The organism is Desulfobaculum sp., assembly GCF_054921475.1.
Map to the genome: position 1 here is coordinate 1 of NZ_JBUDSW010000248.1, position 5,227 is coordinate 5,227.

Annotated in this window: 6 protein-coding genes; 4 read left to right on the forward strand and 2 right to left on the reverse strand. The window is 62.6% G+C overall.

Annotation, left to right across the window (positions count from 1 at the left end):
• Positions 1-358 (reverse strand): hypothetical protein (locus ACY69P_RS13745; protein ID WP_462327885.1); only part of this gene is annotated, 358 nt, incomplete at its 3' end.
• A 323-nt stretch (positions 359-681) separates the two neighbouring features.
• On the opposite strand from ACY69P_RS13745, the gene aroL reads away from it, so the two are divergent.
• Positions 682-1,317: a shikimate kinase AroL gene (gene aroL, locus ACY69P_RS13750; RefSeq protein WP_462327886.1), complete on the forward strand. Its 636-nt coding sequence runs from the start codon at positions 682-684 to the stop codon at positions 1,315-1,317.
• Between the two features lie 59 nt (positions 1,318-1,376).
• Here aroL and ACY69P_RS13755 read toward each other — a convergent pair whose 3' ends face one another.
• On the reverse strand, positions 1,377-2,483 hold the full coding sequence (locus ACY69P_RS13755; protein WP_462327887.1) for a polysaccharide deacetylase family protein: 1,107 nt from the start codon (positions 2,481-2,483) through the stop codon (positions 1,377-1,379).
• Between the two features lie 112 nt (positions 2,484-2,595).
• Here ACY69P_RS13755 and ACY69P_RS13760 point away from each other — a divergent pair, with 112 nt between their 5' ends.
• From ACY69P_RS13760 to ACY69P_RS13770, 3 genes are all read left to right on the forward strand, one after another.
• Positions 2,596-3,576, forward strand: coding sequence for a DnaJ C-terminal domain-containing protein (locus tag ACY69P_RS13760; protein ID WP_459898346.1), 981 nt, complete (start codon positions 2,596-2,598; stop codon positions 3,574-3,576).
• A gap of 51 nt (positions 3,577-3,627) precedes the next feature.
• Positions 3,628-3,942: a chaperone modulator CbpM gene (locus ACY69P_RS13765; RefSeq protein WP_459898348.1), complete on the forward strand. Its 315-nt coding sequence runs from the start codon at positions 3,628-3,630 to the stop codon at positions 3,940-3,942.
• Positions 3,943-4,022: 80 nt separating this feature from the next.
• On the forward strand, positions 4,023-5,227 hold a 1,205-nt coding region (locus ACY69P_RS13770; protein ID WP_462327888.1), incomplete at its 3' end, for a Clp protease N-terminal domain-containing protein.

A 5,227-nucleotide genomic window follows, 5' to 3' on the forward strand; every position in this document is an offset into this window, starting at 1 on the left:
GCACGTCGCGCATGGCGCGCGCCACAGAGGCGGGCAGGCGCTCCATCTCGCGGCGGGCCATATAGTCGTGCGCACCGGCCTCGATGAGGGCGCGGCCCCGCTCGTGGCTGATGTCTGCATCCACGGCAATGAAGGGCACCCCGGGAGGCAGATTGCGTATGAAATGACGCAGGCTTGTCTGGTCTTCGCCGATGATGAGGTCAATGCCGTTTCGGCTGACGGCGGGACGGGCGTCGTCTACGTCCGTCGCTAAGCGGAAGTCGGCGTTGTATCCGCCGAGCGAGAGCATGCGTGACAAGTCGTCCGTGGTTCCGTGCCGCCGCCCCATGACAAGTACGCGCAACGGTCTGTGCTGCATGTCGTCTCCCTTGCAGGGGTGAGGCTCGCCCGCTGTGATGACAAACGGGCCGAGTTCTGACCTTACCGGAGCAATACCCTGTTTTGGGCAATCTGTCAGCATTGATGCACAGTTTTTTTGATAGAGACACTAGGCGGTTGCATGCGGCACACCGGGGAAAAACTGTGTCAGCGTACGGTTGAGGATGGGCAGGTACAGGGAAAGGCGTAGACGCTGCCAGTGTTTTATTGCACTGTGTCCACGTTTCACCGAGCTGGACAGCCCCGGCGGAGGGCGCGCGCGGGTTCACGTGGTCCAGCCACATGCGATGATGGGAGAAGATCATGCCCCGGAATATACGGCCCGAAAATGCCATGAAGAAGAAGGTGGACGTTGCCGAGAGCGACCAGACCATGACTTTCAAGAAGGCGGAGCGCCCGACGCGCTTCGGTCCGGACGTGAACGTGTACCTTGTGGGACTTCGGGCCTGCGGCAAGTCCACCCTCGGGCGTGAGCTGGCAAAGCGCATGCACCGCCCGTTTATCGATACCGACGACCTTGTGGTGGACCATGCGGGCCGCGCCGTGGCTGCCATTGTTGAAGACGGCGGCTGGCAGGCCTTTCGCGACATTGAGCGCGATATTGTGCAGGGTATTGACCCCAAGGCCGGCGCGGTGGTTGCCACTGGCGGCGGCGTGATTTTGGACCAGAGCACCCGCGCCTTTTTGCGTAGCAGCGGCCCGGTGTTTTACCTGATGGCGGACGTTGCCCTGCTGGCCCAGCGCCTTGGGGCCGACCCCAAGCACGACCAGCGCCCCGCCCTGAGCGGCGGCGGGCTGGTGGATGAACTCAGCGCCACCCTTGCCGAGCGCGAAGCGCTGTATATGGAGACCTCGCACTTTGTGCTGCCTGCCCAGGAGCCTCTTGAGGAGCTGGTGGAGGATGTGCGCGAAAAGCTGATGCTGCTGCAGCGCGGCTGATGCCGTACCGATGAGAGCAATGAAAACGCCCCCGGAAGAGGACTTCCGGGGGCGTTTTTTTATTTTTTGTGGATCAGGCCGTAGGTCTTGGCGATAAGCGGGTGGGAGTACATCACAAGGCGGGAGAGCAGCCACGCCGAGCTTCTGGCCCGCGCCTTGAAACGGTGGGCGCTGTCCGCCACCAGTCCCGGCGGGTTGGGGCCAACATCGGTGGTGAACAGGACGGTGAAGCCCAGCTCCTTGGCAATGCGGCGGCTGGTGTCGCTGGATGCGCCCCACGGCCACGCCATGACCTCGGGCGCGCGGCCAAGGCCGGTGGTCAAGAGGTCGCGGCTGGTGCGCAGTTCCTCGTAGACGCGTTCTTCAAACTCGGCCTGTGATTCGTAGGTGCCAAGGCGTTCGGTGGGAATCTCGCGCAGGCGCTGCATCAGGTCCTGCCTATGGCGCTGGTCCTTGAAGTAATCGTAGGCGGTGCGGAAGTCCTGCGGCACGGTGGAGGTGACAATGTCGTACACCTCGTTCGAGGGCTTGAAGGCCCGGTGCTGCATGGCGGGGCCTTCCTCAAAGCGCGGCAGGCCGTAGGGCACGTCGCCCTCGATTTGGTCAAAGGTGCGGCGCTTGCCCTGCGGCTCGCACAGCATGCGGAAATTGGGACCGGTGAACACGGAGCGGTGGTTGTGGGTGTGCCCGGCAACGGCCATGGTGCCGTCGTCCTGCATCAGGCGGGCTTCCTTCCACGAAAAGAACAGGTCCGTGCGGATGCGCAATCCCTCGCGCGAGGTCCGGATGGGGCTGTCCACCTGCGGCAGGTCGTCCATGCCCACGTAGCCGTCCCACACGTCCGACAGCGTGGGGCGGGGGCGCTCCTCGTCCACAATTTTATTGGTGACGGCAAAGACGACGCCCTTGTGGCCGTGCTCGCGCAGCAGGGGCCACGCGTAGACGTAATTGTCCAAAAAGCCGTCATCAAAGGTGATGAGGACGGATTTTTTCGGCAGGGCGCGGCCTTCGCGCAGGTAGGCGACGGCTTCGTCGAGGCCCACACCGCGGTAGCCGGCTTTGGTCATGGCTTTCAGGTGGCTCTCGAAAAGTTCGGGCGCCACGGCGATGGAATTGGGCCAGGAGCTGATGTAATGATACATCATGACTGGCAGGCTTTTGAGCATTGGTGTCGGATTCCCCTAACGAGCTTGGATACTTGACTGTCGGCTGAAGCGGCTTATCTAGAGAAATATGCCGAACAGAGACATTCTGCGGTAGCAAGGAGTGCTAATCGAGATGAGCGTTGAATTCAAGGACTACTATGAAATTCTGGGCGTGAGCCGCGGGTCCTCCAAGGAGGATATCGCCAAGGCATTCAAACGCCTTGCACGAAAATACCACCCCGACCTCAACCCGGATAATGCTGAGGCAGAGGCCAAATTCAAGGAAATTAACGAGGCCTACGAGGTGCTCAAGGACCCGGAAAAGCGCCGGATGTACGACCAGCTTGGTCCCAACTGGCAAAACGGGCAAAACTTTGAGCCGCCGCCGGGCTATGAAAATTTTGCGGGCGGCTTTGGCGGCTCCGGATTTAGCGACTTCTTCGAAACCGTCTTTGGTGGTGGTTTTGGAGGCGGCGGTTTTGGCGGGCAGGGTGGTGGATACCATCAGGACCCGTTTGGCGGCTTTGGCGGCGCGGGGTTTAGGCCCGGCCCGTCCAAGGGACGCGACATTGAAACCACGCTGGAGCTGACCCTTGAGGAAGCCTACGCCGGTGGCCGCAAGAACGTGGCCTTTCAGGACCGCGCCCCCGACCCGTCGGGCATGTCGTCGCTGCACACCAAGAACCTTGAGGTGAACATTCCCGCCGGTGTGAAGAACGGCGCGCGCATCCGGCTGTCCGGGCAGGGCTCTCCCGGTCGGCAGGGCGGCCCCGCGGGCGATTTGTACCTGCGGGTCAAAATTCTGCCCCATGCCCGCTTTAAGCTGGATGAAGCCAATGTGACGCTGGACCTGCCCCTTGCGCCATGGGAAGCCGCCCTCGGCACCACGGTGCAGGTGCCCACGCTGGATAAATCCGTGGAGCTGAACGTGCCTGCGGGCATCTCCAGCGGGCAGAAGATGCGCATCCGTGGCCGCGGACTGGGCAGTGGCGCCAAGAAGGGCGACCAGTATGTCCGCGTGGTCATCAAGACCCCGCGCGACATCTCGGACGAGGAGCGCGCCCTGTGGCAGAAGCTGGCCGAGACGTCCACCTTCACCCCTCGGGATTTCTGACGCCCGGTTCCACCATGTGGGCCGGGTGATGGCAAAGCAGGAGAGTGACGCATGCATAAGGATGATATCCGCGGCAAAAATATGCCGATTCCATCTCAGCTTGTTTCATGGACGGTGTTCGTGGAGCTGACGGCGGTGCACCCCTCGCGGCTTGGCGAACTCATCGACATTGGCTGGGTGGAACCCATGGAGGTGTCCGAACGCGGCACCTTCTTCCGCCCGCACGACATCTACCGGGTCCGCAAATTGGTGCGCCTGTGTACGGACCTTGAACTCGGCGTTGTCGGCGGCAGCATCATTGTCGACCTCTTGGCCCGCATTGAGGAACTTGAAAACAGGGTTCAGAATCTCCAGCGTCTGCTGTGACGCATCCGCCGCGCCGGTCCGTGGGGCGGGCGCGGCCATTCCACCGGACCACATCCGGAACCTCTGGAGGGAATGCCATTATGGATATGAACAAGTTTACGCAAAAGTCCCAGACCGCCCTGAACGAGGCGCAGGACAAGGCCGTGAGCCTTGGCCATCAGCAGGTGGATGCCGAGCATCTTCTGCTGGCCCTCGTGGAGCAGAAGGACGGCCTTGTGGGCCGCCTTATCGAAAAGGCGGGCTACGATCCGTCGGCCTACGCCAAGGCCGTGCGCGCGGAGCTGAAAAAGCTGCCGAAGGTCTCCGGCCCCGGCTCCGGTCCGGGACAGATATACGTCACCCAGCGCCTGAACGAGACCCTCGTCAAAGCGCAGGAACTCGCCGGCCGCATGAAGGACGAGTACGTCAGCGTGGAGCACATCTTCCTTGTGCTGGCCGACGAATCCGCCTCCACCGGTGCGGGCCGCGTCAACCGCGACTTCGGCCTGAACCGCGATAAGATTCTGGCCGTGCTCACGGACGTGCGCGGCAGCCAGCGCGTTACCTCCGCCAACCCGGAGGAGACCTACGAGGCGCTGAAAAAGTACGGGCGGGACCTTGTGGAGGCCGCAAAGCAGGGCAAGCTGGACCCCGTCATCGGACGGGACGAGGAAATCCGCCGCTGCATCCGCATTCTGTCGCGCCGCACCAAGAACAACCCCGTGCTCATCGGTGAGGCGGGCGTTGGCAAAACCGCCATCGTTGAGGGGCTGGCCCAGCGCATCCTGAAACAGGACGTGCCCGAAGGCCTCAAGGACAAGACGGTCTTTGCGCTGGATATGGGCGCGCTCATTGCCGGGGCCAAGTACCGCGGCGAATTTGAGGAGCGCCTCAAGGCTGTGCTGGCCGAGGTGGAAAAGTCCGCCGGGCAGATTCTGCTCTTTATCGACGAGATTCATACCATCGTCGGCGCGGGCAAGACCGAAGGCTCCATGGACGCTGGCAACCTGCTCAAGCCCATGCTGGCGCGCGGTGAACTCCACTGCATTGGCGCAACCACCCTTGATGAGTACCGCAAGTACATCGAAAAGGACCCCGCGCTGGAGCGCCGCTTCCAGCCCGTGGTGGTTGACGAGCCGACCATGGAGGACACCATCTCCATCCTGCGCGGCCTGAAGGAGCGCTTCGAGGTGCACCACGGCGTGCGCATTGCGGACGGCGCCATTGTGGAGGCGGCGACCCTGTCCAACCGCTACATCACCGACCGCCAGCTGCCGGACAAGGCCATCGACCTCATCGACGAGGC

Excerpts from the sequence above, each read along its gene's own strand:
- aroL (WP_462327886.1), top strand. The coding sequence starts at position 682 with ATGCCCCGGAATATACGGCCCGAAAATGCCATGAAGAAGAAGGTGGAC.
- ACY69P_RS13755 (WP_462327887.1), bottom strand. The coding sequence starts at position 2,483 with ATGCTCAAAAGCCTGCCAGTCATGATGTATCATTACATCAGCTCCTGG.
- ACY69P_RS13760 (WP_459898346.1), top strand. The coding sequence starts at position 2,596 with ATGAGCGTTGAATTCAAGGACTACTATGAAATTCTGGGCGTGAGCCGC.
- ACY69P_RS13765 (WP_459898348.1), top strand. The coding sequence starts at position 3,628 with ATGCATAAGGATGATATCCGCGGCAAAAATATGCCGATTCCATCTCAG.